The organism is Geomonas propionica, from assembly GCF_016458235.1.
GTDB lineage: Bacteria > Desulfobacterota > Desulfuromonadia > Geobacterales > Geobacteraceae > Geomonas > Geomonas propionica.
In genome coordinates this window covers 139,432-162,785 of record NZ_JAEMHK010000013.1, presented here as the reverse complement: position 1 = coordinate 162,785, position 23,354 = coordinate 139,432, and the positions used below count along the sequence as shown (strand labels likewise).

The window sequence follows — 23,354 nt, the reverse complement described above, 5'->3', positions numbered from 1 at the left end:
CTCCTACGGCAAAAAATGCGTCCTTAGTCTTGGTAACGCCCCCCTCACTTCTCGCAGTGAAAAGAGGGGCATGTGCTGGGCGAATGATTATCCGCCCCTACAGCAGGCCGTCTTTCTTTTAGCGGTTCAGGCGCACGGACACCAGCTTGGAAACCCCGGGCTCTTCCATGGTGACGCCGTACAGGGTGTCCGCAACGGCCATAGTGGCACGGTTGTGGGTGATGATGATGAACTGCGAGTTGGCGCTCATCTCGCGCACCATGTCGTTGAACCGGCCGATGTTGGCGTCGTCGAGCGGCGCGTCGACCTCGTCCAGCAGACAAAACGGCGACGGTTTGATCAAAAAGATGGAGAAGATGAGCGCGACCGCGGTCAGCGCCTTCTCGCCACCCGACAAAAGCGACACGTTCTGCAGCTTCTTGCCCGGAGGCTGCACCACGATCTCCATACCGGTATTGAGCAGATCCTCCTCGTCGGTCAGGCGCAACTCGGCGTGCCCGCCGCAGAACAGACGCGGGAAGATCTGCTGGAATTTCTCGTTCACCAGTTGGAAGGTCTCCAGGAAACGCTTTCTCGTGGTGCGGTTGATGCGCTGGATCGCCTTCTGCAAGGCGTTCATCGACTCCTCGAGGTCATCCTTTTGGCTCGAGAGGAAAGAGAAGCGCTCCTCCATCTCCTTAAACTCCTCGATGGCCATGAGGTTCACTTCGCCCATCTCGTTGATGATCTTCTGCAGCTCCGCCTGGCGCTTGTTGCTTTCAAACTCGTCCCACTCCACCTTGGAGTAGTTGAGCAGCGCATCGGCGATCTCCATGCGGTGCTTCTCCTTGAGGGTCTCCTCCAAGTGGGAGAGCCGCATGCTCACCTCGGTGAGGCGCAGGCTTTTGGCGTTCAACTGCTCCCTCACGGCGACGGCATCGGCGCGCATCCCTTTCAGCAGCGCCTCTTCCTCTTGAACCTTGGCGGCTTCGGCCTCGTACCTGTCCTTCACCTGCAGAAGCGCCTGCTCGCTCGCCAGTTGCTGCTTGGCCACTGCGCGCAGCGCCTCCTCACCTTCAGCTATCGCGGCCAAGAGGCGGGTGCGCTCGTCGCCGGAACCTTCCAGTTCCGTGGTGCGGGACGTGATGCGGTTGGCGAGGTCGGTGCACAGCCCCTCAACGCGGCGCAACGCCCGCTCGGTAGACTCCCCCTTTTCACGGAGCGCTGCGACGCGCACCTTCATGGAGGTGACCATCTCGCGCGCCTCTTCCATCTCGAAACGGGATCCTTCAAGGCGCCCCTGCAAAGCTTCAACGGTCTTTTCCAGGGCAGCCTTGCGTTCCTCGGCCTGTGCCCTTTTCACATCGGCCTGGGCCAACTCGCCGGAGACAAGTGACTGCTCTTCGGCCAGCTGCTCTTCTTCAGCCTCGCGCACCGCCCCGTTTTCCTCGATGCGGCGGCACTCGGAGAGCGCGGTCTGCAGGTCCTTCTCCGCGTTCACGATCCGGATATCGAGGCGATGCAGGGTCTGGCGCAACTCAACGCGGTGCGCCTCGGCCTCGGCGATCTCCCCTTTCCTCTTGTCGCGCGCCGCGGCCAACTCCTGGACCTCGGCTTCGAGACGCTCAACATCGGCGCCCAGCGCCTTGATCTCCCTCTTTTTGTGGATGACCCCCTGCTGAGCCGGCTCCGGCGAACCGCCGTTCACGATACCACCGCCGTGGGCGAGGTCGCCCTCCAGCGTGACGAAGGTCGAGGCAGGGAACGAGGCGGCGAGCTCCAGGGCGTGGTTCAGGTCGCGGGCGAGATAGGCTCCGGTAAGAAGCGGCTCCACCAGGTGGGCATGCTGTGTGGGCACGGTGACCCGCTCCCAAAGCGGCGCCGCCCCCGCCGGGGTCTCCTTGGCCTGCTGGCGCCAGGGAGGCGCAGTAACGAAACTGCAGCGGCCACCGGCGCTTCCCTTGAGATGCGCCACTGCGTCCAGCGCGGTCGTGGAAGATTCACAGAGGAGATACTGCAACCGGTCACCGAGGACGGCCTCCAAGGCCACCTCGAATTCCTCTTCAACCTCGAGCGCGTCCGCGATCATGGTGAGGGAGGCGTTCTTGAAGGGCTCGGCGAGGAGCAGGTTGCGCACCCCCTGGCCGTACCCGGCGAACTGCGCCTCCAGCTCCTGGAGCGACTTCAGGCGGGATGCCGCGGCGGAGAGCTGGTCACGGCGCTGCTGCAACAACTTGTCCCCCGCTTCCTGCGCGTGCTTCAGCTCGGCTTCCCGGCTGCCAGCCATGGTCAGTTCTTCGTCAGTCAGCGCCTTGTCCCGGGCAAGCTGCTCGCGCTCCTGCTTCAGGGCATCGACCTTGGCGTTCGCCTCGAAGAGCCGCTCCCCCAAAAGGACGCGCTCTCTCTGGCTCGCCTGCAGCCGGTCCGCAAGGCCTGCCAGCCGCTTCTGCGCCCCGGCGTGCTGGTTGGCAGCCTGGGCTCCTTCGGAGAGGGCTGCGAACATGGCGCGCCTGGATTCGTCCAGCTCGCGGGTGACGCCGGCCTCGCCGGCGGCCATCTCCTCGAGGAGCGCCTCGCGGTGCTCGAGCGACTCGCTCTCGCGCGTGAGTTCTTCCTGCAGCGAGACTCGCTGCGCCTGCAACGCCACGATCTCTTTCTCTGAACTGGCGAGCTGGTCGCGCAGCCCCTGGAGTTCCTCCTGGAACCGGGCACCGTGGCGCTCCAGGTTGACCAGTTCCTTGCGCTGGAATTCCAGGCGGTTTTCGCCCCCCTGCAACTCACTCTTCCAGCGGAAGATCTCCTCCTGTGCGGCGGTCAGCTGGCGCTCGGTCTCCAACAGGGTGAGCCGCTTTTCCTCGACGGAGAGCTCGGCGTCGCTGAGTTTGGCTGTCACGTCCACGAGCTTCGACTCAAGCTCGGCTATCTCGCGCTCCAGGCCGTTTCGATCCTTCTCCACCCCCGCGTACCCCTTGGCGGCAAAGAGGAGTTCGATCTCCTTGAGTTCCTGCCTGACCTCGCGGAAGCGCTCCGCCTTCTTGGCCTGGCGCTGCAAACCGTTCATCTGGCGCTTGATCTCGGAGACGATATCGCCGATGCGCAGGAGATTCTGGCGGGTCGCCTCCATCTTCTTCATGGCGACGACCTTGCGCGCTTTGAACTTGGTGACCCCGGCGGCTTCCTCTATCAGGAAGCGGCGCTCCTCGGGCTTGGCGTGCAGGATCATGCCGATCTTGCCCTGCTCGATGATGGAGTAGGCCTTGGCTCCGATGCCGGTGTCCATGAACAGCTCGGCGATATCGAGCAGACGGCAGGGGGTCTTGTTCAGGAGATAGTCGCTCTCGCCGTCGCGGTAGAGTCGGCGGGTGACCTGGATCTCGGAGAAGTTCAGGTACTTGGCGGGGACGCGACCGTCCTCGGTGGAGAAGAAGAGGGAGACTTCGGCCATGCCGAGGGGCTTTCTGAACTCGGTGCCGTTGAAGATGATGTCTTCCATCGACTTGCCGCGCAGGTTCTTGGCGGACTGCTCCCCCATGACCCAGCGGATCGCGTCGACCACGTTGGACTTGCCGCAGCCGTTGGGACCGACCACGCCGGTGATGGGCTGGTTGAAGTCCAGAACAGCCTTATCTTGAAAGGATTTGAATCCGTGGATTTCGAGTCTTTTGATTTTCATGAGCAGCGCATCTTATCAGAGAGGGGGTTTTAATGTAAAGGGGAAAGGCGGGCGGGTCGGGAGGTTAGATGGGGGAAAGGCCCGCTCCCCCCTGCCCTGTTCTAGAACCAATGACCAAAGGATGTATCAGAGGCAAATCCCCCCTAACGTAGACCTCTTGCCTCACTCCGAGAGAACACAAATCTGGCTCCGAATTCACGGCTGAACAAAAAAAAGGGACACGGTTTCCCGTGTCCCTTCTTCACTCTTTGCAACCGTGGGCAATTACGCCTCGGTTTTTTCCTCGGTGGCCTCAGCTGCCGGCGCTTCTGCTACCGGTGCCTCTTCCACAACCGCGGCCTCTTCAGCAGCCGGAGCTGCCTCGACTGCCGGAGCAGCCTTGGGAGCCTTGGCCTTGGCAGCCTTAGCAGCCGGCTTGGCGGCTTTCTTCGGAGTCATCTCAGCTTCGACCAACTCGATCACGGACACCGGAGCGGTGTCGCCCGGGCGGATGCCGAGCTTGATGATCCTGGTGTAGCCGCCGGGACGCTCTGCGTAACGCGGTGCGATCTCGGTGAAAAGCTTGGTCACGACTTTTTTGTCGCGGATGTAGGCCGCTGCCTGCCTGGTGGCGTGAAGGTCGCCCTTCTTGCCCAGGGTGATCATCTTCTCGGCGATGGAGCGGAGCTCCTTCGCCTTGGCATCGGTCGTGGTGATCTTTTCGTGCTGGAGAAAGGAAGTCACCATGTTCCTGAACATAGCGATCCTATGGCTTGTGGTCCTACCTAATCTTCTTCCCGCGCTGTTGTGACGCATATCTTTTCACTTCCTTTCGATCTATAAATGAAGTCGTATGGACTATTCTTCTTTCTGCTCGCCGCGCAGGCGCCTCATGATCTCGGGATCCGGGAAGTTTTCCAGTTTCATGCCGAGGGTGAGGCCCATGTCGACCAGGATGTCCTTGATTTCGTTCAGCGATTTCCTGCCGAAGTTCTGGGTCTTCAGCATCTCTGCCTCGGTCCTGGAGACCAGTTCGCCGATCAGCTTGATGCCGGCGTTCTTCAGGCAGTTGGCGGAGCGAACCGAGAGCTCCAGCTCGTCGACCGAGCGGTAGAGGTTCTCGTTGAAGCGCTCGCGCTCTTCTTCCGGCTCCGCCTCCTCCTGGGGCTCCACATCTTCGTCGAAGTTGATGAAGATGGAGAGCTGGTCCTTGAGGATCTTGGAAGCGTATGCCACCGCGTCCTGCGGTTTCACGCTGCCGTCGGTCCAGACTTCGATAGTAAGCTTGTCGTAGTCGGTGATCTGACCTACACGAGCATTGGTGACGGTGAAGTTCACCTTGTGAACCGGGGAGAAGATCGCGTCGATCGGGATGGTCCCGACCGGTGCCTTCTCGTCACGGTTGCGGTCAGCCGGGACGTAACCCTTGCCGACTTTCACCATGAGGTCCATCTCCAGATTGGCGTCCTTGGAGCAGGTTGCGATGTGATGTTCCGGGTTCAGGATCTCGACGTTGTTGTCGGTGATGATATCCTTCGCCTTGACCACCCCTTCACCCTTCTGCACGATCCGAATCATCCGGGACTCGTTGCCGTGCACCTTGAGGCGCACCCCTTTCAGGTTAAGGATGATATCCGTCATGTCCTCGGTAACACCCGGGACAGCGGAGAATTCGTGCAGCACGCCCTTGGCCTTGACGGAGACGATGGCCGCCCCCTGCAGGCTGGAGATGAGGACCCTACGCAGCCCCGTTCCGAGGGTGGTACCGAACCCCCTTTCGAAAGGCTCGGCGTAGAACTTGCCGTATGTATTAGTCAGCGATTCTGTCTCAACCTGGAGCTTCTTCGGCCTGATCAGATCGCGCCAATTTCTATACATTTAGATCCCCCTGTATCGGTTGTTGGTCAGCCTTTACTTGGAGTAGAGCTCGACGATCAACTGCTCCTGAATCGGCATGGTGATGTCTTCGCGCACCGGGCTGGTCTTCACGGTGCCCTTGAAGGCATCCTTGTCCAGTTCGAGCCACTGCGGGATACCGCGGCGTACCACGGCTTCGAGGGATTCCCCGATCACAGTGATCTTGCGGCTCTTCTCGCGCAGCTGAATCACATCGCCCGCCTTCACCTGCATGGAGGGGATGTTGGCCTTACGCCCGTTGAGGGTGAAGTGGCTGTGACGCACCAGCTGACGTGCCTCGTCGCGCGAAGCGGCGAAACCGAGACGGTAGACGACGTTGTCGAGCCTTCTCTCCAGGAGGAAGAGGAGGTTTTCGCCGGTCACACCCTTCATCCGGTCTGCGGACTCGAAGTAGCCGCGGAACTGGTTCTCGAGGATGCCGTAGATACGACGTACCTTCTGTTTTTCGCGCAGCTGAACACCGTAATCAGAAACTTTTATGCGACCCTGCCCGTGCTGTCCCGGCGGATAGCTCCTTCTCTTGATGGCGCACTTGTCGGTGTAGCAACGCTCGCCTTTAAGAAAAAGTTCCGATCCTTCGCGCCTGCACAGCCTGCATGAGGGCCCTGTATACCTAGCCAATGAAGACCTCCTATGATCCTAACTGATAGTTCCGTAACGCCAGGTCCGTCGATACGGTCCTAGACTCTTCTTCTCTTCGGGGGACGGCAGCCGTTGTGCGGAATCGGCGTTACGTCGCGGATGAAGCTGACGGCGAAGCCGGCAGCCTGCAGCGCGCGCAGCGCGGACTCGCGGCCGGAGCCGGGACCCTTCACGTACACTTCGATGGTGCGCATGCCATGCTCCTGGGCCTTCTTGGCGGCATCCTCAGCAGCCATCTGGGCTGCGAACGGGGTGCTCTTCCTGGAGCCTTTGAAGCCCTTGGCACCGGAGGTGCACCAGGCAACCACGTTACCGACCGGGTCGGTGATGGTGATCATGGTATTGTTGAACGTAGCCTGAATGTGCGCCACGCCAGTGGGAATATTCTTTCTCTCTTTTTTCTTCTTAACGACCTTCTTAGCCGGGCTCGCCATTATCCCTCCAGAATCTTATTTCTTCTTGCCAGCGACCGTACGAGCCGGCCCTTTCCTGGTGCGTGCATTGGTCTTGGTACGCTGCCCGCGGCAGGGAAGACCTTTTCTGTGACGAAGACCGCGGTAGCAGCCGAGATCCATGAGGCGTTTGATGCTCATGGAAATGTCGCGGCGCAGGTCACCTTCGACCTTCACGTTCTTATCGATAAACTCCCTGATCTTGGAGACTTCCGCCTCGGTCAGGTTGTCGCAACGCGTGTTCATGTCCACACCGGTCCCGGTCAGGATCTCCTGGGACAGGGATCTGCCGATGCCGTAGATGTAGGTGAGTGCGATCTCTATTCTCTTATTCCTGGGTAAATCTACCCCTGCGATACGTGCCAATGCCCGCTCCTCCTATTAGCCCTGTCTCTGTGAATGCTTGGGGGTCTCGCAGATGACGCGGACTATGCCCTTGCGCTTGACAATTTTGCACTTTACACAGATCTTCTTAACCGATGCCCGAACCTTCATAGTTCACTTCCTTTTGAAGACGTTTTGCCAATCTAAATTTTCGTAAGTATCAGCGGACCGTTGTCCGTTATTGCTACCGTGTGCTCGAAGTGCGCCGAGAGTCCTCCGTCGACCGTCACCGCGGTCCAACCGTCCTCCAGCACCTTCACGTCGTAACCCTTCTCGTTGATCATCGGCTCGATGGCGAGCACCATGCCGCTCTTCAGCTTGGGCCCCTTGCCGGGAGCGCCGAAGTTGGGGATCTGTGGTCCCTCGTGCAGCTCCTTGCCGATGCCGTGCCCCACGAAGTCGCGCACCACGGAGAAGCCGCGTGCCTCTACGTGGGACTGGACCGCGTGGGCGATGTCGGACAAGCGGTGTGCTGTGTCGGCGACCTCGATGGCGCGGTAGAGCGATTCCTCGGTGGCCTTGATCAGCTTGGCGGCGGTTTCGGAGACTTGACCTACCGGGACCGTGATGGCCGAGTCGCCGTAGAAGCCGTTATGCAGGACACCAAAGTCGAGGCTGACGATGTCGCCTGCGGCCAGGGCGCGCTGCGTGGCGAAGCCGTGTACCACCTGCTCGTTCACCGAGCAACAAAGCGAAAAGGGGAAGCCGCTGTAACCCTTGAAGGCTGGCTTCGCCTTCCTCTTCAGCGTTTCCCTCTCCGCGTATGCGTCCAGCTGTGCCAGGGTTACCCCCGGTGCCACCATCTCTCTCAGGCCGGCGAGTATCTCGGCGACCATCCTGCCGGCGGCCGCCATCTTCTCGATCTCGGCCCGGGATTTGAGTACTATCACCGTGCGCCCTGCAGTACGGCCACGATCTCGGCCTGGATCCCTTCCACGCTTCCCAGACCGTTGACCGAGCGAAGCAGCCCCGCGGTCTGGTAGTAGGAAATCAGGGGCGAGGTCTGCGCCTCGTACACCGCGAGCCGGTTCAGGATCGTTTCTTCCTTGTCGTCCTCGCGCTGGAACAAGTCACCGCCGCAAGCATCGCAGATTCCTGCGGTCTTGGGTGCCGCGAAGTCGACATGGTAGCCGGCGCCACATTTGGAGCAGGCGCGCCTGCCGGTGAGACGCTTCAGGAGCTCGGCCTTGTCGACGGAAAGGGAGACCACGTGGTCAATCTTCTTGCCGATGCCGGTGAGTACCTGGGAAAGCGCGTCAGCCTGGGGCACCGTGCGCGGGAAGCCGTCCAGGATGAAACCCTTCTGGCAGTCGGGCTGCGCCAGACGCTCCTCGACGATCCCTATAACGACCTCGTCGGGAACCAGCGCGCCGGCGTCCATGAAGCCCTTGGCCTTGATCCCCATCGGGGTGAGCTCTTTAACGGCAGCCCGCAGTATATCGCCTGTCGATATCTGCGGGATACCAAACCTGTCTATGAGGAGTTTCGCCTGGGTCCCCTTGCCTACGCCCGGGGGTCCAAGGAGGATGAGGTTCATCGGAGGCTCCTATTTTCTACCCTGGATGCGAACGCCTTTCATGAACCCTTCATAGCTGCGCGTAATCAGGTGCGCCTCGATCTGGGCCAGGGTGTCCATACCGACACCGACCGCGATCAGCAGCGAGGTGCCACCGAAATAGAAGGGAAGGTTGAATTTCCCGATCAGGATCGAAGGGAGCACACAGACCGCGGAGATGTAAATGGCACCCGCGAAGGTCAGCTTGGTGAGCACCGCGTCCAGGAAGTCGGAGGTCTCTTTGCCGGGACGGATCCCGGGCACGTAACCGCCCTGCTTCTTGACGTTGTCGGCGACATCAACCGGGTTGAAAGTCACAGCCGTGTAGAAATAGCAAAAAAAGACGATAAAGGCAACAAATAAAATCTCGTAGAGCAACTTTCCAGGGGCCAGCTGCTTGGAGGCGGCCTGCACCCAGGGGACGTCGATGAAGTTACCGACCGTGGCCGGGAACATGATGATCGACGAGGCGAAGATCGGCGGAATGACGCCGGCCATGTTCACCTTGAGCGGCAGGTGCGAGCTCTGCGCTCCCACCGTCTGCAGCCCCACCACCCTCTTGGCGTAGTGGATCGGGATCCTGCGCTGCCCGCGCTCCATAAAGACCACGGCAGCGATGACCAGGAACATGACGGCCAGCACGAAGAGAAGCAAGAACAAGGAGAGCTCACCGGTCTTGATCAGACGGAAGCTGTTGCCCAGCGCGTTCGGGATGCGGGCCACGATCCCCGCGAAGATGATCAGGGAGATGCCGTTGCCGATCCCCTTCTCGGACATCTGCTCGCCGAGCCACATGATGAAGGCGGTACCCGCGGTCAGGGTGATCACGGTCATCAGGCGGAAGCTCCAGCCCGGGTTCGGCACGACCAGCTCGCCGGCCGGTCCGCGCATCGCCTCGAGGCCGATGGAGATGCCGAAGGCCTGCACCACCGACAGCACCACGGTGCCGTAGCGGGTGTACTGGATGATCTTCTTCCTGCCGGCGTCACCCTCTTTGGAGAGCTTCTCGATGGCAGGGACCACCACGGTCAGGAGCTGGAAGATGATGGAGGAGGAGATGTACGGCATGATGCCGAGGGCGAAGACGGTGAGCTTCTCGAGAGCCCCGCCAGAGAACATGTCGAACATACCGAGCAGCGTGCCCTGGGCAGCCTTGAAGAACTGCGCGAGGGCCTGGGCGTCAATGCCCGGAGTAGGGATGTGACACCCTACCCGGTAGACGGCCAGCATGGCCAGCGAAAAGAGAACCTTCTTTTTAAGCTCGGGGATCTTGAAAATGTTCTGGAAGGCTTCTATCAAGACTAGATCTCCTCGATGGTTCCACCTACCGCAGTGACCTTTTCGCGAGCGGAGGCGCTGAATTTGTGGGCCTTGATGGTCAGGGCGCGGGTCAGGTCGCCGGTGCCGAGCACCTTGATGCCGTCGCGGACACCGGAGATCAGGCCGCTCTTCAGGAGCGCCTCTGCGTCCACTACGCTGCCGGCTTCGAAGATCTCGAGCTGGCACAGGTTCACCAGTGCATACTCCTTCTTGGAGAGCGGGGTGAAGCCGCGCTTGGGAAGCCTTCTGTGCATCGGCATCTGGCCGCCCTCGAAGCCGGGCTTCACGGAGCCGCCGGAGCGTGCCTTCTGGCCCTTGTGACCCTTGGTCGCGGTCTTGCCGTGGCCGGAGCCGACGCCCCTACCGATGCGCTTTCTATTCTTGGTCGACCCAATGGCCGGTTTGATGGTATTCAATTGCATGATTGTCACCTTTAGGGGGAATTACTCTTCGACGCGTACCAGGTGGGCGACCTTGTTGATCATCCCACGGATCTCCGGGGTATCCTTCAGGACCACGGTCTTCTCACGCTTGGTGAGCCCCATGCCGAGCAGGCATCCCTTCATTTTTTCGGATTGACCGATGGAGCTCTTGACGAGCGTAACCTTCAGTTCAGACATGATTCAGCTCCTTAGTACTATTCGGTGATGCCGCGGCGGGCCATCAGCTCTTCCGCAGTCTTCAACATGCCCAGGCCGGCGAAAGCCGCCTTGACGACGTTGTGCGGGTTGTTGGAGCCGAGGCACTTGGCGAGGATGTTGTGCAGACCCGCGGACTCGAACACCGCGCGAGCGGCACCGCCGGCGATGACACCGGTACCCGGGGAAGCGGGCATCATGAGAACCCTACCTGCGCCGAAGTGACCGAGCACCTCGAACGGGATGGTCTGGCCGGCAACGATGGGAACCTTGATCAGGTTCTTCTTGGCCTGCTCGACCCCCTTGCGGATGGCCTCCGGGACCTCGTTGGCCTTGCCCAGGCCGTAGCCTACCACGCCGTTACCGTCGCCTACCACCACGAGTGCGGAGAAGGAGAACCTGCGGCCACCCTTGACAACCTTGGCTACACGGCTGATATGGACAACCCTATCGGTAAGATTCATTTCACTGGCATTGATCTTAAGCAAACTAATTCCTCCTTACCTGCCCTAGAAGGACAGACCGTTTTCGCGTGCGGCTTCAGCCAGAGCTTTGATCCTACCGTGGTAGAGGAAACCGTTACGGTCGAAGACGACCGCTTTGATGTCCTTTTCGAGGGCCCTCTTGGCGATGGCGGCGCCAACCTTGGCGGCTGCCTCGATGTTGCCGGTGTACGAAAGCCCTTCGGCTACCTCGCCCACCAGGGTGGAGGCGGATGCGAGGGTCGCACCCGTGGTATCGTCGATCAGCTGAGCGTATATGTGACGAGCACTCTTGAAGACGTTCAGTCTCGGGCGAGCCGGCGCACCGGTAATTTTCTTCCTGACCCTGGTCTGTCTCTTAAGACGAGCTACCTGTTTTTGGGCTAAAGAACTCAAGGCACTTCTCCTTAGCAATTGCTATTTTTTGCCGGTTTTGCCGGCTTTTCTCAGAATGGTTTCGTCAGCGTACTTGATACCTTTGCCCTTGTAGGGCTCCGGACCACGGAAATCGCGGATCTTGGCGGCAGTCTGCCCCACCAGCTCCTTGTCGATCCCCAGCACCTTCACCTTGGTCATCTTGTCGACCTCGACGGTGATGCCCGCCGGGAGTTCGAAGTTGATCGGGTGCGAGTAGCCAAGGGCCAGGTTGAGCACGTTGCCCTTGACCTCGGCGCGGTAACCGACGCCGTTGATCTCGAGCAGGGTCTCGAAGCCCTTGGAGACACCGGTGACCATGTTGTTGATCAGGGTCCTGGTCAGGCCGTGGGCCGAACGCGACTTGATGGTGTCGTCGTTGCGGTTCACGGTGATGGCCTCACCGGTCACGTCGATGGTGACGCCGCCGCCGAGGACGCGGGCGAGTTTCCCTTTCGGGCCCTCTACCTTGATCTCCGGCGCGTTGTATATGACTTTCACCCCCGCGGGGATCGCGATGGGAAGTTTTCCTATTCTAGACATGCAAAGCTCCTTAAAGCGAAATGACTACCAGACCGTGCAAAGGATCTCGCCGCCGATGTTAAGCTCGCGAGCGGTCTTGTCGGTTACCAGCCCCTTGGAAGTCGAGAGGATGGCGACGCCCAGTCCGTTCTTCACCTGCTTGATCTTGTCGGAGTGGACATAGACCCGGCCGCCCGGCTTGCTGATCCTCTTGATCTCATTGATGACCGGTTCCTTCTCATCGATGAACTTGAGGTATACCCGCAGAATCCCCTGCTTGCTGTCGGCGATGACCTTGAAGTTCTTGATGAAGCCCTCGGCGCGCAGCACCGTAGCAAGGCTCACTTTGAGGTTCGACGAAGGGATGTCAACTTTCTGGTGTTTTGCCATACCAGCGTTCCTGATTCTGGTCAGCATGTCGGCAACTGGATCTGTCATGCACATATGAAACTACTCCTCTTTCCTAAATCGGAATCTTTTTACCAACTGGACTTTATCACACCGGGGATCTGGCCGGAGTTAGCGTACTTCCTCAGGCAGATCCTGCACATATCGAATTTCCGGTAGTATGCCCTCGGACGACCGCAAACGGCGCAGCGGCTACGCTCGCGCACCTTGAATTTGCTGCCCCTCTGGGACTTAATGATCATAGATGTCTTAGCCACGGAATTCCTCCAAAACCTGTATTAGTTCCTGAACGGCAGGCCCATAAGCTTGAGAAGCGCCTTGCCCTCAGCGTCGGTCTTTGCCGTGGTCACGATCGTGATGTTGAGACCCTTGATCTTGTCTACCTTATCGTAGTCGATCTCGGGGAAGATCAGCTGCTCCTTGATGCCCAGGGAGTAGTTACCCTTGCCGTCGAAGCCCTTGCCGTTGATCCCCTTGAAGTCACGCACGCGCGGCAGCGAGACGCTGATCAGGCGGTCGAGGAACTCGTACATCTTCTCGCGGCGCAGCGTCACCGAGCAGCCGATCGGCATGCCCTGGCGCAGCTTGAAGCCCGCGATGGACTTCTTCGCCTTCGTGATCACGGGCTTCTGGCCCGCGATGGCGCCCAGTTCCTCGGCGGCCGAATCCAGGATCTTGACGTTCTGGATTGCTTCGCCCAGGCCCATGTTCAGCACGATTTTCACGAGCTTGGGGACTTCCATGATGTTTCCGTAGTTATGGTCCTTCATCAGTTGCGGGACCATCTCTTTATTGTAAAGCTCAGCCAGCCGTGCCATTGAATCCTCCAAAACTATTTGTCAAAGGACTCGCCGCATTTGACACAGCAGCGCGCCTTTTTTCCGTCTTCCAGAACGGTGGTCCTGGTCCTTACAGGCTTGTTGCACTTCCCGCACAGCAGCATCACGTTGGAAATGTGCACCGGTGCTTCCTTCTCCAGGATACCCCCCTGCTCGGAACCGCGGGGCTTCACGTGGCGCTTCACCACGTTGATCCCCTCGACGATCACGCCGTCCTTCTTCGGATGGATGGAGAGCACCTTGCCGCTCTTGGAACGATCCTTACCCGCGGTAACAACGACGGTATCGTTTTTCTTTACATGTAATTTTTTGCCCAGCATCTCTATTCTCCAGGATCTAGTCTTAAAGTACCTCAGGGGCGAGGGATATAATCTTCATGAACTTCTTGGCGCGAAGCTCCCTGGCGACCGGTCCGAAGATACGAGTGCCGACCGGCTCCTTGGCGTTGTTGATGACCACGCCGGAGTTGGTGTCGAAACGGATGTAGGAGCCGTCGGGACGCCCCACAGCCTTTGCGGTACGCACCACAACAGCCTTCACCACGTCACCCTTTTTCACCTTCGAATTGGGGAGAGCTTCCTTGACGGAAGCGACGATGATGTCGCCAATCCCGGCGTAACGGCGCTTGGAACCGCCGAGCACTTTAATACAAAAGAGCTTCTTCGCGCCGGAGTTGTCCGCCACGTCCAATATGGTCTGCATCTGAATCATTGTTTAACTCCCGGCGAGCCCTTAAGCCTTGGACTCGATAATCTGTCTGATCTTCCAGCGCTTGTCCTTGGAAAGCGGACGGGTTTCCACGATGACAACACGATCGCCGATCTTGGCGGCGTTGTCGATATCGTGCGCCTTGTACTTGGCGGAGCGCTTGATGTATTTGTTGTAGACGGGGTGCTTCACCAGACGGTCGACCTTTACCACTGCGGTCTTGTCCATCTTGTCAGAGACGACCACGCCGATCTGAGTTTTCCTGTTGCCTCTTTCGCTCATATCTATCTCTTAGCCTCTCTTTTCGCGGAGTATGGTCTTCACGCGGGCGATGTCCTTCCTGAGGTTGGACACTTTGGCACTGTTTTCCAGACGCCCGGTGTGAAGCTGAAACTTCACGTTGAAGAGTTCCTTGGTAAGCTCGGCGCTCTTGGTCTCAAGCTCTGCTGCCGTCGCGTTTTTAAGTTCGTTAGCCTTCATTTATTTCCGCCCTCGTGATGAACTTGGTTGGTACGGGAAGCTTGTGTGCCGCAAGCCGGAATGCCTCGCGCGCCACTTCCTCGCTGACCCCTTCCATTTCGTACAGGACGCGGCCAGGCTTGATGACGCAGACCCAGGAATCCGGGGAGCCTTTCCCCTTACCCATACGGGTCTCGGCAGGTTTCGACGTGAGCGGCTTGTCCGGGAAGATACGGATCCAGATCTTGCCGCCCCTCTTGATGTAACGGGTCATGGCGATACGGGCAGCCTCGATCTGGCGAGAATCCAGCCAGCCGCACTCCGTAGCCTGCAGACCGAACTCACCGAACGCGAGCGATACGCCACGCGTCGGGGTGCCGGTCATGCGACCTTTCATTTGCTTTCTATGCTTAACTTTCTTGGGCATTAACATCGCAAAAAACTCCTGTTCCTATTTTTTAGCGGAGAGCACTTCACCCTTGAAGAGGAGCACTTTTACGCCGATGATACCGTAGGTGGTCTTCGCCTCGGCGAAGCCGTAGTCGATGTCCGCACGCAGCGTGTGCAGCGGCACCCTTCCTTCGCGGTACCATTCAGTCCTGGACATCTCTGCCCCGCCCAGGCGACCCGAGCAGGTGATCCTGATCCCTTTAGCGCCGAACTTGAGCGTCGAGGTGACGCTCTTTTTCATGGCACGGCGGAAAGCGATACGACGCTCCAGCTGCATGGCCACGTTCTCGGCGACGAGCTGTGCATCGAGCTCGGGCTTCCTGACTTCCTGTATGTTAAGGTAGACCTCTTTGTCGGTGAGCTTGGCCAGCTCCTTCTTCAAGGTCTCGACCTCGGAGCCCTTCTTACCGATGATGAGGCCCGGACGAGCGGTGAAGATGTTGATCTTCGCCTTGCCCGCAGCGCGCTCTATCTCGATCTTGGAGACGCCGGAATGATACAGCCTTTTCTTAAGGAAATTGCGCAGCTTCAGGTCTTCGTGAAGAAGCTTGGCATAATCTTTCTCTGCGTACCATTTCGAATCCCAGGTTTTAATAACCCCGAGCCTGAAACCTATAGGATTTACTTTCTGACCCAAAACATCACCTCCGACCCGTTCTTATTTCTTTTCCGCAAGGACCACGGTAATGTGGCTCGTCGGTTTTCTGATCTTGCTAGCCCGGCCCATGGCGCGGGGGGTGAAGCGCTTAAGTACCGCGCCGCCGTCGACGAAAATCGTCTTGACGAAGAGCTTATCCACATCGGAGCAACCCTTCTGCTCGGCGTTGGCAACAGCCGAGGAAAGGAGCTTCGAGATAAGCTTCGCCGACGGTTGCGGCGAGAAACGCAGGGTGTTCAGCGCAGTCTGAATGCCCTTGCCCCTGACGAGATCCACGACCAGGCGTGTTTTCCTCGGGGAGAGGCGGACAGAGGATAATTTAGCGGATGATTCCATTACAAAACTCCTTTAGGACCTTACTTCTTCTTGAGCTTGCTCTTCTTGTCAGCAGCGTGGCCGTAGAAGGTTCTGGTAGGTGAGAACTCGCCCATCTTGTGGCCGACCATGTTCTCAGTGACGAACACAGGGATGAACTTCTTGCCGTTGTGCACCGCGAAGGTGAGCCCGATGAAGTCCGGGGTGATGGTCGAACGACGCGACCAGGTCTTGATCACCTTCTTGCTGCCGGCCTGTTCTGCCTGGGCTTTCGCTTCCAGATGTGCGTCAACGAAAGGCCCCTTCTTTATAGATCTAGCCATCTTTTAAAATCCTCTATCCAGATGAGTTATTTGCTGCGCTTCTTCACGATGAAGGCCGTGGACCGCTTGTTGGTGCGCGTCTTGTAGCCCTTGGTGGGGATACCCCACGGGGTTACCGGATGACGACCACCGGAGGTCCTGCCCTCGCCACCGCCGTGCGGATGGTCGACCGGGTTCATCGCGACGCCCCTGACGTGCGGGCGGATGCCGAGCCAGCGGGAGCGGCCAGCCTTGCCGATGGAAACGTTCTCGTGATCCACGTTGCCCACCTGGCCGATAGTGGCCTTGCAGTCCATGAGGATCATGCGCACTTCCGAAGAGGGGAGCTTAACCTGGGCGTACTTCCCTTCCTTGGACATGAGCTGTGCGAAGGTGCCGGCGGAGCGGGCCAGCTGTGCGCCCTTGCCGATCTTCAGCTCGATGTTGTGGATGATGGTACCCAGCGGGATGCACCTGATGGGGAGCGCGTTGCCCGGCTTAATGTCAGCCTGCTCGCTGGAGATAACGCTATCACCAACTTTCAGGGAGAGCGGAGCCAGGATGTAGCGCTTCTCGCCGTCGGCGTAGTTAAGGAGCGCGATGCGCGCGCTGCGGCACGGATCATACTCGATCGACGCGACCTTGGCCGGGATGTCGGTCTTGTCGCGACGGAAGTCGATGATCCTGTATTTCTGCTTGTGACCGCCCCCGACGTTCCTGGAGGTGATGCGGCCGTTCGAGTTCCTGCCGCCGCTCTTCTTGAGGTTCTCGACGAGAGATTTCTCAGGTTTGCAGGCGGTGATCTCCTCGAAGGTCGAGCAGGTCTGCGCCCTTCTACCCGGAGAAGTAGGTTTGTAAGTTTTTATAGCCATTATCTAAATCCCCACACAGATTTTTTATGCTTCGAAGAAATCGACGTTGGAACCCTCGGTGAGGGTCACGTACGCTTTCTTCCAGTTGGAGCGCTTGCCGATGCCCTTCGCGGTGCGCTTGGTCTTGCCGGCCACGTTGACGGTGTTCACGGCGTCGACCTTGGCGTTGAAGAGCTTCTCGACGGCAGCCTTGATCTCGATCTTGTTGGCGGCACCGTTCACCACGAAAGCGATGACGTTCTTGTCGTCCTTCTCTACCGTGGTCTTCTCAGTGATGAGCGGTTTCTTTATGACGTCATAAATGTTCATGACTGTAATGCTCCTTCAACACGACGAACGGCGGCCTCGGTAAAGACGACGCTCTGGTATTTCAATATGTCGAAAATATTGAGGCCATCAGGACCCAGCACTTTGACGTTTTTCACATTGCGGGCGGAGAGCTCCAAAGGAAGATTCGCAGTATCTGTGATAACGAGCGTCTTGTCAAGGTTAAAAGCATTTAGTACCTCGACAAATGCCTTTGTCTTGATCGAAGGAAGCTCAAAGTTATTCAGAACAGTGATCGCGTCTTTCTTATAGAGCATGGAGAGTGCGCTTCTCAGAGCAGCTTTCCTCGCCTTCTTGTTCATAGAGAGGTTGTAGATCTTGGGCTGCGGACCGAAAGCCACGCCGCCGCCGGGATACTGGGGCGCCCTGGCGCAACCCTGACGGGCCTGGCCGGTACCCTTCTGCTTGAAGGGCTTCTTGCCGGAGCCGGAAACCGCGGAGCGGTTCTTGACGGCCACGGTGCCCTGCCTGCGGTTAGCGAGCTGGATCTTGACGGCCTCGTGGATCAGGTACTCGCGTACGTCGTCGTTGAAGACGGCGTCGGAGACTTCGATCTCACCGACCTTTGCTTTTTTGATGTCAAATACGTCTAACTTTGCCATGTCTATCTCCAGCCCCCGTTATCTCGTCGCCTTGACGGAGTCCTTGATCAGGACCACGCCGTTGGCGGAACCGGGGATCGCTCCACCGAGCAGAATCAGATTGTCAGCAGCGTCCACGCGCACAACTTTCAGGCGCTGCACGGTCACCTTCTCGTTACCGAGCTGGCCCGGCATCTTCTTGTTCTTGAAAACCCTGGAGGGGGTCGCGGAACAGCCGATGGAGCCCGGGGCGCGGTGGAAACGGGAGCCGTGGCTCGACCGGCCGCCTTTGAAGCCCCAGCGCTTGATGACGCCGGCGAAGCCCTTACCGATGGAGGTGCCGGTCACGTCGACCAGGTCGCCCTCTGCGAAGACGCCGGCTTCGATCACGTCGCCCACATTGTAGGCGCTGGTGTCGTCCATGCGCAGTTCGCGGTAAGTGGTGAACACGCCTGCACCGGCGCTCTTGCAGTGACCTACCTGGGCCGCGTTGGCCCTGGAGGCGTCCTTCGCACCATAACCGACCTGGATGGCGCTGTAGCCGTCCTTCTCAACGGTCTTCTTCTGGAGAACGACGCACGGCCCAGCCTCGACGACGGTCACGGCGATGCGCCTGCCGTCCTCGGCAAATATCTGGGTCATGCCCAGTTTTTTCCCAATTAATCCCTTATTCATGGTCGACTTCCTATCCTTGTATTAAAGCTTGATCTCGACGTCCACACCGGCGGAGAGGTCGAGTTTCATCAGAGCGTCGACAGTCTGCTGAGTCGGCTCGAGGATGTCGATCAGGCGCTTGTGGGTCCTGATTTCGAACTGCTCGCGCGACTTCTTGTCGACGTGCGGTCCACGCAGCACGCAGTACTTGTTGATGACGGTCGGCAGCGGAATCGGGCCGGCAACGCGTGCGCCGGTCCTCTTAGCGGTGTCAACGATCTCGCCAACGGAAGTATCAAGGAGCTTGTGGTCGTATGCTTTCAAGCGGATTCTAATTTTCTGACTAGGCATCTCTTCCTCGTGATGAAACAAGTTTTCAGTTTACAGCCGAAGTTTCCGGCAGGCGCGCACAGGCGCCCACCGGAAACCAGGATGAAAACCGTATGGTTTTTCTATTCTTATTCGATGATGGAAGCAACCACGCCAGCGCCGACGGTACGGCCGCCTTCGCGGATTGCGAAGCGCAGACCTTCGTCCATGGCGATCGGGGTGATCAGGTTGACGGTCACGGAGACGTTGTCGCCCGGCATAACCATTTCAACGCCGGCTTCGAGGTCAACAATGCCGGTAACGTCGGTGGTCCTGAAGTAGAACTGCGGACGGTAGCCGTTGAAGAACGGGGTATGACGGCCGCCCTCTTCTTTGGAGAGGATGTAGGCTTCTGCCTTGAACTTGGTGTGCGGGGTGATGGAGCCCGGCTTGGCCAGAACTTGGCCGCGCTCGATCTCTTCACGCTTCACGCCGCGCAGCAGCGCGCCGATGTTGTCGCCAGCGCGACCTTCGTCGAGGAGCTTACGGAACATCTCGACGCCGGTGACGGTGGTCTTGGCGGTGGCTTTGATGCCGACGATCTCGATCTCCTCGCCGACCTTCACGATGCCGCGCTCGACACGACCGGTTGCGACGGTGCCGCGACCGGAGATGGAGAACACGTCCTCGACCGGCATCAGGAACGGCTTGTCGATAGCGCGAACCGGCTCCGGGATGTACGCGTCAACTGCGTCCATGAGCTTGATGATGGCTTCTTCGCCCAGCTCGCCCTTGTCGCCTTCCAGACCTTTCAGAGCGGAGCCCTTGATGATCGGGATATCGTCGCCCGGGAAGTCGTAGGAGGAGAGCAGTTCGCGAACTTCCAGCTCGACCAGCTCGAGGAGCTCCTCGTCGTCCACCATGTCGGCCTTGTTCAGGAACACGACGATGTAGGGGACGCCGACCTGACGTGCGAGCAGGATGTGCTCACGGGTCTGCGGCATCGGGCCGTCTGCTGCGGAAACAACCAGGATCGCGCCGTCCATCTGCGCTGCACCGGTGATCATGTTCTTGACGTAGTCGGCGTGGCCCGGGCAGTCGACGTGCGCGTAGTGGCGCTTGTCGGTCTCGTACTCGACGTGGGCGGTAGCGATGGTGATACCACGCTCGCGCTCTTCCGGTGCGTTGTCGATCTGGTCGAACGCCTTGAACTCGGCCTGGCCCTTGCCTGCGAGCACCTTGGTGATAGCTGCGGTCAGGGTGGTCTTGCCGTGGTCGACGTGGCCGATGGTGCCGATGTTTACATGCGGCTTAGTTCTTTCAAATTTAGCTTTTGCCATTTCGGAATCCTCCTAGTAGGGAAATTGAATTAATTTAGCCTTTGGCCTTCGCAACTATCTCCTCGGCAACCGACTTCGGTACCGGCTCGTAATGATCGAAGGTCATGGAGTAGGTCGCACGACCCTGGGTTGCGGAACGCAGGTCGGTGGAGTAGCCGAACATCTGGGCCAGCGGCACCATCGAGTTGACTACCTGTGCGCCTGCGCGCCCTTCCATGCCCATGATGCGGCCACGGCGGGAGTTCAGGTCGCCGATGACGTCGCCCATGTACTCTTCCGGAACCACGACCTCGACGGACATGATCGGCTCCAGGATGATCGGGGACGCCTTCTGGCAGCCTTCCTTGAAGCCCATGGAACCAGCGATCTTGAACGCCATCTCCGAGGAGTCGACCTCGTGGTAGGAACCGTCGACCAGGGTGACCTTGACGTCGACCACCGGGAAGCCGGCCATGACGCCGTTGTCCAGGGACTCCTTGATGCCCTTGTCGACCGCCGGGATGTACTCGCGGGGTACGACGCCGCCCTTGATGGCGTCGACGAACTCGTAACCCTTGCCGGCCTCCTGCGGCTCGACCTCGAGCCAGACGTGGCCGAACTGACCGCGACCGCCGGACTGGCGCACGAACTTGCCTTCCGCCTTGACCTTCTTGGTGATGGTCTCGCGGTAAGCAACCTGCGGCTTGCCGACGTTCGCCTCGACCTTGAATTCACGGAAGAGACGGTCCACGATGATCTCGAGGTGCAGCTCGCCCATACCGGAGATGATGGTCTGGCCGGTCTCCTCGTCGGTCTTGACGCGGAAGGACGGGTCCTCGGAAGCGAGCTTGCCAAGCGACAGGCCCAGCTTCTCCTGGTCGGCCTTGGTTTTCGGCTCGATGGCGATGGAGATAACCGGCTCCGGGAACTCGATGGACTCGAGGATGACGGCGTGGTTCTCGTCGCACAGGGTGTCGCCGGTGGTGGTGTATTTGAGGCCTACCGCGGCGGCGATGTCGCCGGCGTAGACTTCCTTGATCTCTTCACGCTTGTTCGCGTGCATCTTGAGAATACGGCCGATCCTCTCGCGCTTGCCCTTGGTGGCGTTGTACACGTAGGAGCCGGACTGGATCACGCCCGAGTAGACGCGGAAGAAGCAGAGCTGACCCACGAACGGGTCGGTCATGATCTTGAAGCCCAGGGCCGCGAACGGCTCGGTGTCGGAAGCATGACGCTCGATGGGTGCCTCGGTGTTGGCGTCGACGCCCTGGATAGCCGGGATGTCGGTCGGGGCCGGCATGTAGTCGAGTACCGCGTCGAGCAGGTGCTGCACGCCCTTGTTCTTGAAGGCGGAACCGCAGATGACCGGGCAGATCTTGATGTCGAGGGTAGCCTGGCGGATGGCCGCTTTCAGCTCGGCGTTGGAGATCTCCTCGCCGCCCAGGTATTTCTCCATCAGCACGTCGTCGTGGGAGGAGACTTCCTCGATCAGGAGTTCACGGTACTCGTTGGCCTGGTCGACCAGGTCGGCCGGGATGTCGACGATGTCGTAGGTCGCGCCCATGGACTCGTCGTTGAAGACGATACCCTTCATCTCGATAAGGTCGACGAGGCCCTTGTAGTTCTCCTCGCTGCCGATCGGGATCTGCAGGGCGACCGGGTTCGCCTTGAGGCGATCCTTGATCATGGCGATGCCGCGGAAGAAGTCGGCCCCGACACGGTCCATCTTGTTGATGAACGCGATACGCGGAACGCGGTACTTGTCAGCCTGGCGCCATACGGTCTCGGACTGCGGCTCGACGCCGCCCACCGAACAGAACACGGCGACTGCGCCGTCGAGAACGCGCAAGGAACGCTCGACCTCGATGGTGAAGTCGACGTGACCCGGGGTGTCGATGATGTTGATACGGTGATCTTTCCAGTGACAGGTGGTAGCAGCGGAGGTGATGGTGATACCACGCTCCTGCTCCTGCTCCATCCAGTCCATGGTAGCGGCGCCGTCATGGACCTCGCCGATCTTGTGGGAAACACCGGTGTAATAGAGAATACGCTCCGTGGTGGTGGTTTTCCCTGCATCTATGTGAGCCATGATCCCGATATTACGGGTCATTTCCAACGAAACCTGACGTGCCACTTACAGTTCCTCCGAGTTGCTTGCTAAGCCTTAATGGGTGCCGCCGTGAACTACCAGCGGTAATGGGCGAAGGCGCGGTTCGCTTCGGCCATCTTGTGGGTGTCCTCACGCTTCTTCACCGCGGAACCGCGGTTGTTGTAAGCGTCCAGGATCTCACCGGCAAGTTTGTCGGTGACGGTCTTCTCGCTGCGGGCGTTGGAGTACTTCACCAGCCAGCGCATAGCCAGAGAAATGCGACGCTCGGGACGCACCTCGACCGGAACCTGGTAGGTGGAGCCGCCGACCCTGCGGGATTTTACTTCCAGCATCGGCTTGATGTTGTCCAGGCACTTCTTGAGGACCTTGACCGGCTCGTCGCCAGCCTTGCCAGCAGCGATCTCGAGGGCACCGTAGAGAGCTTTCTCGGCGGTGGACTTCTTGCCGTCCAGCATGATTATATTGATCAGCTTGGCAACCACCCTGTCACCGTATTTCGGATCCGGGAGGATCACCCGCTTTGCTACTTCTCTTCTTCTTGGCATGTCTTAACCTCTCACTTAAAATCGGTTACTTGGGTCTTTTTGCACCGTACGGTTACTTGGGCCTCTTCGCACCGTACTTGGAACGGCTCTTCATGCGACCCTTGACGCCGACGGAGTCGAGCGTGCCGCGGACGATGTGGTAACGAACACCCGGAAGGTCCTTTACCCTGCCGCCCCTGATGAGGACGACGGAGTGTTCCTGGAGGTTGTGACCAACACCCGGAATGTAGGAGGTAACCTCGACGCCGTTGGTAAGCCTGACCCTCGCGACTTTACGAAGCGCGGAGTTCGGTTTCTTCGGGGTTGTGGTGTAAACCCTGGTGCAAACGCCCCTCTTCTGCGGGCAGCTCCTGAGTGCCGGAGCAGTGGATTTTTCACCCTTTGACTCCCGACCGTGACGAATAAGCTGATTAATAGTTGGCATACATTCCTCTCACGCGATTCTTCCCACACGCAGACGTACCCCGCGCGCGGAAGCGACGAAAATAGCAACAACGTACGTGCTTGTCAAGTTTTATTTGATAGAAGTGAGACTTCGGCC

General features: G+C 59.1%; 35 protein-coding genes. All 35 read right to left on the bottom strand.

All coding sequences use genetic code 11. From position 1 onward, the window contains the following. Positions 1–118: 118 nt before the first annotated feature. Positions 119–3,652 (bottom strand): chromosome segregation protein SMC, encoded by a 3,534-nt coding sequence (smc, locus tag JFN90_RS16925; RefSeq protein WP_199396293.1) that lies wholly within the window; start codon positions 3,650–3,652, stop codon positions 119–121. Positions 3,653–3,916: 264 nt separating this feature from the next. After that, positions 3,917–4,447, bottom strand: a complete 531-nt coding sequence (rplQ, locus tag JFN90_RS16920; RefSeq protein WP_199396292.1) for a 50S ribosomal protein L17 — start codon at positions 4,445–4,447, stop codon at positions 3,917–3,919. A gap of 42 nt (positions 4,448–4,489) precedes the next feature. Next, entirely contained in the window at positions 4,490–5,509 is a 1,020-nt protein-coding gene (locus JFN90_RS16915) for a DNA-directed RNA polymerase subunit alpha (protein ID WP_199396291.1), read from the bottom strand. A 33-nt stretch (positions 5,510–5,542) separates the two neighbouring features. Further along, positions 5,543–6,169, bottom strand: a complete 627-nt coding sequence (gene rpsD, locus JFN90_RS16910; RefSeq protein WP_199396290.1) for a 30S ribosomal protein S4 — start codon at positions 6,167–6,169, stop codon at positions 5,543–5,545. Positions 6,170–6,228: 59 nt separating this feature from the next. Continuing rightward, positions 6,229–6,624: a 30S ribosomal protein S11 gene (rpsK, locus tag JFN90_RS16905; RefSeq protein WP_183351003.1), complete on the bottom strand. Its 396-nt coding sequence runs from the start codon at positions 6,622–6,624 to the stop codon at positions 6,229–6,231. 15 nt (positions 6,625–6,639) lie between these two features. Continuing rightward, a complete protein-coding gene (rpsM, locus tag JFN90_RS16900) occupies positions 6,640–7,008 on the bottom strand; it encodes a 30S ribosomal protein S13 (protein ID WP_199396289.1) in 369 nt (122 codons plus the stop codon). Between the two features lie 15 nt (positions 7,009–7,023). Beyond that, positions 7,024–7,137: a 50S ribosomal protein L36 gene (gene rpmJ, locus JFN90_RS16895; RefSeq protein WP_012529389.1), complete on the bottom strand. Its 114-nt coding sequence runs from the start codon at positions 7,135–7,137 to the stop codon at positions 7,024–7,026. 32 nt (positions 7,138–7,169) lie between these two features. Then, positions 7,170–7,916, bottom strand: a complete 747-nt coding sequence (gene map / locus JFN90_RS16890) for a type I methionyl aminopeptidase (protein WP_199396288.1) — start codon at positions 7,914–7,916, stop codon at positions 7,170–7,172. Further along, the gene (locus tag JFN90_RS16885; protein WP_199396287.1) at positions 7,913–8,563 is read right to left on the bottom strand and encodes an adenylate kinase; all 651 of its coding nucleotides are present in this window, start codon (positions 8,561–8,563) and stop codon (positions 7,913–7,915) included. Before JFN90_RS16885 ends, map begins: the two co-directional genes overlap by 4 nt. A 9-nt stretch (positions 8,564–8,572) precedes the next feature. Further along, positions 8,573–9,880: a preprotein translocase subunit SecY gene (gene secY, locus JFN90_RS16880; protein ID WP_199396286.1), complete on the bottom strand. Its 1,308-nt coding sequence runs from the start codon at positions 9,878–9,880 to the stop codon at positions 8,573–8,575. Between the two features lie 2 nt (positions 9,881–9,882). Then, positions 9,883–10,323, bottom strand: coding sequence for a 50S ribosomal protein L15 (rplO, locus tag JFN90_RS16875; protein ID WP_199396285.1), 441 nt, complete (start codon positions 10,321–10,323; stop codon positions 9,883–9,885). Positions 10,324–10,344: 21 nt separating this feature from the next. Further along, positions 10,345–10,524, bottom strand: coding sequence for a 50S ribosomal protein L30 (gene rpmD / locus JFN90_RS16870; protein WP_199396307.1), 180 nt, complete (start codon positions 10,522–10,524; stop codon positions 10,345–10,347). 14 nt (positions 10,525–10,538) lie between these two features. Continuing rightward, entirely contained in the window at positions 10,539–11,027 is a 489-nt protein-coding gene (gene rpsE / locus JFN90_RS16865) for a 30S ribosomal protein S5 (RefSeq protein ID WP_199396284.1), read from the bottom strand. A 21-nt stretch (positions 11,028–11,048) separates the two neighbouring features. After that, positions 11,049–11,417, bottom strand: a complete 369-nt coding sequence (rplR, locus tag JFN90_RS16860; RefSeq protein ID WP_199396283.1) for a 50S ribosomal protein L18 — start codon at positions 11,415–11,417, stop codon at positions 11,049–11,051. A 21-nt stretch (positions 11,418–11,438) separates the two neighbouring features. Beyond that, on the bottom strand, positions 11,439–11,978 hold the full coding sequence (gene rplF / locus JFN90_RS16855; protein WP_199396282.1) for a 50S ribosomal protein L6: 540 nt from the start codon (positions 11,976–11,978) through the stop codon (positions 11,439–11,441). Positions 11,979–12,002: 24 nt separating this feature from the next. Then, complete coding sequence (rpsH, locus tag JFN90_RS16850) at positions 12,003–12,401, bottom strand: 30S ribosomal protein S8 (RefSeq protein WP_199396281.1); 399 nt, start codon at positions 12,399–12,401, stop codon at positions 12,003–12,005. Positions 12,402–12,436: 35 nt separating this feature from the next. Further along, on the bottom strand, positions 12,437–12,622 hold the full coding sequence (locus tag JFN90_RS16845) for a type Z 30S ribosomal protein S14 (protein WP_199396280.1): 186 nt from the start codon (positions 12,620–12,622) through the stop codon (positions 12,437–12,439). Between the two features lie 21 nt (positions 12,623–12,643). Continuing rightward, complete coding sequence (gene rplE / locus JFN90_RS16840) at positions 12,644–13,183, bottom strand: 50S ribosomal protein L5 (RefSeq protein ID WP_199396279.1); 540 nt, start codon at positions 13,181–13,183, stop codon at positions 12,644–12,646. Between the two features lie 14 nt (positions 13,184–13,197). Next, the gene (rplX, locus tag JFN90_RS16835; protein ID WP_199396278.1) at positions 13,198–13,524 is read right to left on the bottom strand and encodes a 50S ribosomal protein L24; all 327 of its coding nucleotides are present in this window, start codon (positions 13,522–13,524) and stop codon (positions 13,198–13,200) included. Positions 13,525–13,546: 22 nt separating this feature from the next. Continuing rightward, complete coding sequence (rplN, locus tag JFN90_RS16830) at positions 13,547–13,915, bottom strand: 50S ribosomal protein L14 (protein ID WP_129128535.1); 369 nt, start codon at positions 13,913–13,915, stop codon at positions 13,547–13,549. A gap of 21 nt (positions 13,916–13,936) precedes the next feature. Next, positions 13,937–14,194 carry a 30S ribosomal protein S17 gene (gene rpsQ, locus JFN90_RS16825; RefSeq protein ID WP_199396277.1) on the bottom strand — a complete coding sequence of 86 codons (258 nt, stop codon included), beginning with the start codon at positions 14,192–14,194 and terminating at the stop codon, positions 13,937–13,939. Between the two features lie 9 nt (positions 14,195–14,203). Further along, a complete protein-coding gene (gene rpmC, locus JFN90_RS16820) occupies positions 14,204–14,392 on the bottom strand; it encodes a 50S ribosomal protein L29 (RefSeq protein ID WP_199396276.1) in 189 nt (62 codons plus the stop codon). Further along, positions 14,382–14,804 (bottom strand): 50S ribosomal protein L16, encoded by a 423-nt coding sequence (gene rplP, locus JFN90_RS16815; protein ID WP_199396275.1) that lies wholly within the window; start codon positions 14,802–14,804, stop codon positions 14,382–14,384. The genes rpmC and rplP overlap by 11 nt, the downstream gene beginning before the upstream one ends. A gap of 18 nt (positions 14,805–14,822) precedes the next feature. After that, positions 14,823–15,458 carry a 30S ribosomal protein S3 gene (gene rpsC, locus JFN90_RS16810; protein WP_012529372.1) on the bottom strand — a complete coding sequence of 212 codons (636 nt, stop codon included), beginning with the start codon at positions 15,456–15,458 and terminating at the stop codon, positions 14,823–14,825. Positions 15,459–15,479: 21 nt separating this feature from the next. Next, positions 15,480–15,815: a 50S ribosomal protein L22 gene (gene rplV, locus JFN90_RS16805; RefSeq protein WP_012529371.1), complete on the bottom strand. Its 336-nt coding sequence runs from the start codon at positions 15,813–15,815 to the stop codon at positions 15,480–15,482. A 20-nt stretch (positions 15,816–15,835) separates the two neighbouring features. Next, positions 15,836–16,117, bottom strand: a complete 282-nt coding sequence (gene rpsS, locus JFN90_RS16800; protein ID WP_129128539.1) for a 30S ribosomal protein S19 — start codon at positions 16,115–16,117, stop codon at positions 15,836–15,838. Between the two features lie 26 nt (positions 16,118–16,143). Further along, positions 16,144–16,968 (bottom strand): 50S ribosomal protein L2, encoded by an 825-nt coding sequence (gene rplB, locus JFN90_RS16795; RefSeq protein WP_199396274.1) that lies wholly within the window; start codon positions 16,966–16,968, stop codon positions 16,144–16,146. Positions 16,969–16,992: 24 nt separating this feature from the next. Next, positions 16,993–17,277 carry a 50S ribosomal protein L23 gene (locus JFN90_RS16790; protein WP_199396273.1) on the bottom strand — a complete coding sequence of 95 codons (285 nt, stop codon included), beginning with the start codon at positions 17,275–17,277 and terminating at the stop codon, positions 16,993–16,995. Further along, positions 17,274–17,897 (bottom strand): 50S ribosomal protein L4, encoded by a 624-nt coding sequence (rplD, locus tag JFN90_RS16785; protein WP_199396272.1) that lies wholly within the window; start codon positions 17,895–17,897, stop codon positions 17,274–17,276. Before rplD ends, JFN90_RS16790 begins: the two co-directional genes overlap by 4 nt. 18 nt (positions 17,898–17,915) lie before the next feature. Further along, on the bottom strand, positions 17,916–18,551 hold the full coding sequence (rplC, locus tag JFN90_RS16780) for a 50S ribosomal protein L3 (RefSeq protein ID WP_199396271.1): 636 nt from the start codon (positions 18,549–18,551) through the stop codon (positions 17,916–17,918). Positions 18,552–18,572: 21 nt separating this feature from the next. Then, the gene (gene rpsJ / locus JFN90_RS16775; protein ID WP_012529365.1) at positions 18,573–18,881 is read right to left on the bottom strand and encodes a 30S ribosomal protein S10; all 309 of its coding nucleotides are present in this window, start codon (positions 18,879–18,881) and stop codon (positions 18,573–18,575) included. A gap of 107 nt (positions 18,882–18,988) precedes the next feature. Continuing rightward, entirely contained in the window at positions 18,989–20,179 is a 1,191-nt protein-coding gene (gene tuf, locus JFN90_RS16770) for an elongation factor Tu (protein WP_199396270.1), read from the bottom strand. A gap of 34 nt (positions 20,180–20,213) precedes the next feature. Further along, positions 20,214–22,292, bottom strand: a complete 2,079-nt coding sequence (fusA, locus tag JFN90_RS16765) for an elongation factor G (protein ID WP_199396269.1) — start codon at positions 22,290–22,292, stop codon at positions 20,214–20,216. Between the two features lie 50 nt (positions 22,293–22,342). Continuing rightward, positions 22,343–22,813: a 30S ribosomal protein S7 gene (rpsG, locus tag JFN90_RS16760; protein ID WP_015719176.1), complete on the bottom strand. Its 471-nt coding sequence runs from the start codon at positions 22,811–22,813 to the stop codon at positions 22,343–22,345. A gap of 52 nt (positions 22,814–22,865) precedes the next feature. Further along, on the bottom strand, positions 22,866–23,237 hold the full coding sequence (gene rpsL / locus JFN90_RS16755; RefSeq protein ID WP_015719175.1) for a 30S ribosomal protein S12: 372 nt from the start codon (positions 23,235–23,237) through the stop codon (positions 22,866–22,868). Between the last annotated feature and the right edge of the window lie 117 nt (positions 23,238–23,354).